The sequence below is a fragment of the Streptomyces sp. BF23-19 genome, assembly GCF_041106355.1.
In the GTDB taxonomy this organism is placed as follows: Bacteria; Actinomycetota; Actinomycetes; order Streptomycetales; family Streptomycetaceae; genus Streptomyces; species Streptomyces virginiae_A.
In genome coordinates this window covers 16,022-18,437 of sequence record NZ_JBGBPT010000130.1, presented here as the reverse complement: position 1 = coordinate 18,437, position 2,416 = coordinate 16,022, and the positions used below count along the sequence as shown (strand labels likewise).

The 2,416-nt window shown below is 66.8% G+C and carries 2 protein-coding genes; both read left to right on the top strand.

The genetic code is table 11. The features are described 5' to 3' along the window. Nucleotides 1–161 precede the first annotated feature (161 nt). The gene (locus tag AB8A24_RS40720) at nt 162–575 is read left to right on the top strand and encodes a hypothetical protein (protein WP_328963760.1); all 414 of its coding nucleotides are present in this window, start codon (nt 162–164) and stop codon (nt 573–575) included. Between the two features lie 541 nt (nt 576–1,116). Then, nucleotides 1,117–2,352 (top strand): branched-chain amino acid ABC transporter substrate-binding protein, encoded by a 1,236-nt coding sequence (locus tag AB8A24_RS40715; RefSeq protein WP_328963759.1) that lies wholly within the window; start codon nt 1,117–1,119, stop codon nt 2,350–2,352. Nucleotides 2,353–2,416 lie beyond the last annotated feature (64 nt).

Sequence of the window (2,416 nt, the reverse complement as noted above, 5' to 3'; positions counted from 1 at the left end):
CCGGCACCTCGCTGCGCTGCAGCCACCGAGCCGCGCCCATCCGCGGATCCACCGGCTCCCACCACCGCGGCGGCGCCCGCCAACCGCCCGGAATCCGCCAGTCCGCACGCTTCGCGGTGACATCTGTTGTGTCACCGATGGTCACCGCCTACGGTCCCCCCATGGGGACCATGCCACGCACGGCCCGGTACGCCGCCCACACCCTCCTCGCGGCGCTCGCCCTGACCGGATGCTCATCCTCCGCGCCACCCCCCGCGGCGGGCTCCGCGAGCCCCTCCGCCGACCCCGCCACGCCCGCCCCGCCCTCGCCCGTACAGGTGTGCACGAACCTCGTGTCCTACTGGGCGAAGGAGACCCTCCTGGGCACCAAATGGTCCGGTCTCGACTGGGAGCAGAAGGGCCTGTCCAACGCCCAGTACGCGATCCACGAGGACGCGGTGGCCGCAGGACGCGCCGAGGAGCGAACTGCCGGACGGGACAAGGCACTTGAGCTCATCGACCGGTTCGTGGCGCAACGCTGCGCCGCCGAGGGCGGCGCGACGACGAGTTCGGAGAACTGGCGCCCGCCGACGTGACCGAGGTCACCGCATTCCCGAATGCGGTGTCCGCCTTCCGGGCAGATACCCCCGTAGGGCCGAACCGCAGGTGGGGAGCCATGCCGCCTCTCGGACAAGATCCATTCGGTTGCGAAACTGCTCTCTTGACCGTCACTCTGCGTAATGCACATGAGGGCCTGAATCCGCCTTTTCCCTTAAGAAAGCCCACTCGGAGGATTCCTTTGGACACGCGCAGCCACATTCGGCCGAAAATGATCTAAGACAGGTGCATGAAGGCCTCAAGCCCCTTAGGAGAACTGGTAATTCTCAGGATGCGGACACCCACCAAGGTAAGAAAACGTCCGATTTGTCCACACTCCCGCTACACATTCTTGGCCTTGGCATAACAAGAGCGTCACATCCTCCTTTCCCTGCTCCCCGTGCTCGCCACCTCGGGCCTAGAGTCACGGCCAGTCACCGCGCCGCAGGGCGCAATCAGCACGGCCGTGGACCTCCCAGTGCGGCCCGGCGACCTAACGGCACCTCTCACGAGAGAGCCGCGCCAGGGAAAGGAAGAATCGTGCGACACCGTTCTTTGCTCGTCCTCACCACCGTGATCACCACGGGAGCACTGACCCTCACCGCTTGCGGATCGCGCGACGGCGGAGACTCCAAGGACAACGGCGGCGGCAAGAAGACCACCGTCGTCATCGGTGTGGACGCCCCGCTCACGGGCTCGCTCTCCGCCCTCGGCCAGGGCATCAAGAACTCCGTCGACCTCGCGGCCAAGACGGCCAACAAGAACAACGAGGTCCCGGGCATCGAGTTCAAGGTCGAGGCCCTCGACGACCAGGCCGTCCCCGCCTCCGGTCAGGCCAACGCCACCAAGCTCGTCGGCAACAAGGACGTCCTCGGCGTCGTCGGCCCGCTGAACTCCGGCGTCGCCCAGCAGATGCAGGGCGTCTTCAACTCCGCCAACCTGGCGCAGGTCTCCCCCGCCAACACCAACCCCGCGCTCAGCCAGGGCGACAACTGGGGCAAGGGCGAGTTCAAGCGCGGCTTCAAGACCTACTTCCGCACCGCCGCCACCGACGTGGTCCAGGGCAAGTTCGCCGCCCAGTACCTCTTCAAGGACGCCGGCAAGAAGAAGGTCTTCATCGTCGACGACAAGCAGACCTACGGCGCCGGCCTCGCCGCGATCTTCGCCGACGAGTTCAAGAAGCTCGGCGGCGAGGTCGTCGGCACCGACCACGTCACCGTGAAGGAGACCGACTTCTCCTCCACCGCCGACAAGGTCAAGACCTCCGGCGCCGACTCCGTCTACTTCGGCGGCCAGTACCCCGAGGGCGGCCTCCTCGCCGACCAGATCAAGAAGACCGGCGCCAACGTCCCCCTCATGGGCGGCGACGGCATCCAGGACCCGGCCTTCATCAGCGCCTCCGGTGAGGCCAACGAGGGCGACCTCGCCACCTCCATCGGCTACCCGGTCGAGAAGCTGGACACCGCCAAGAAGTTCATCGAGGACTACAAGGCCGAGGGTTACAAGGACCCGTACGCCGCCTACGGTGGCTACTCCTACGACGCCGGCTGGGCCGTCATCCAGGCCGTCAAGGCCGCCGTCGCCGCCAACAACGGCAAGCTGCCCACCGACGCCCGCGCCAAGGTCGTCGAGGCGCTCGGCAAGGTCTCCTTCGAAGGCGTGACCGGCAAGGTCGCCTTCGACGAGTACGGCGACACCACCAACAAGCAGCTCACCGTCTACAAGGTCGAGGGCGGCAAGTGGGTCGACGTCAAGAGCGACACCTTCAACCAGTAAGCCCGTAGTCCCCAGCACCACCCGCCCCACCTGAACCAACGCCGCGCGAGGGCGCAAACAGCGC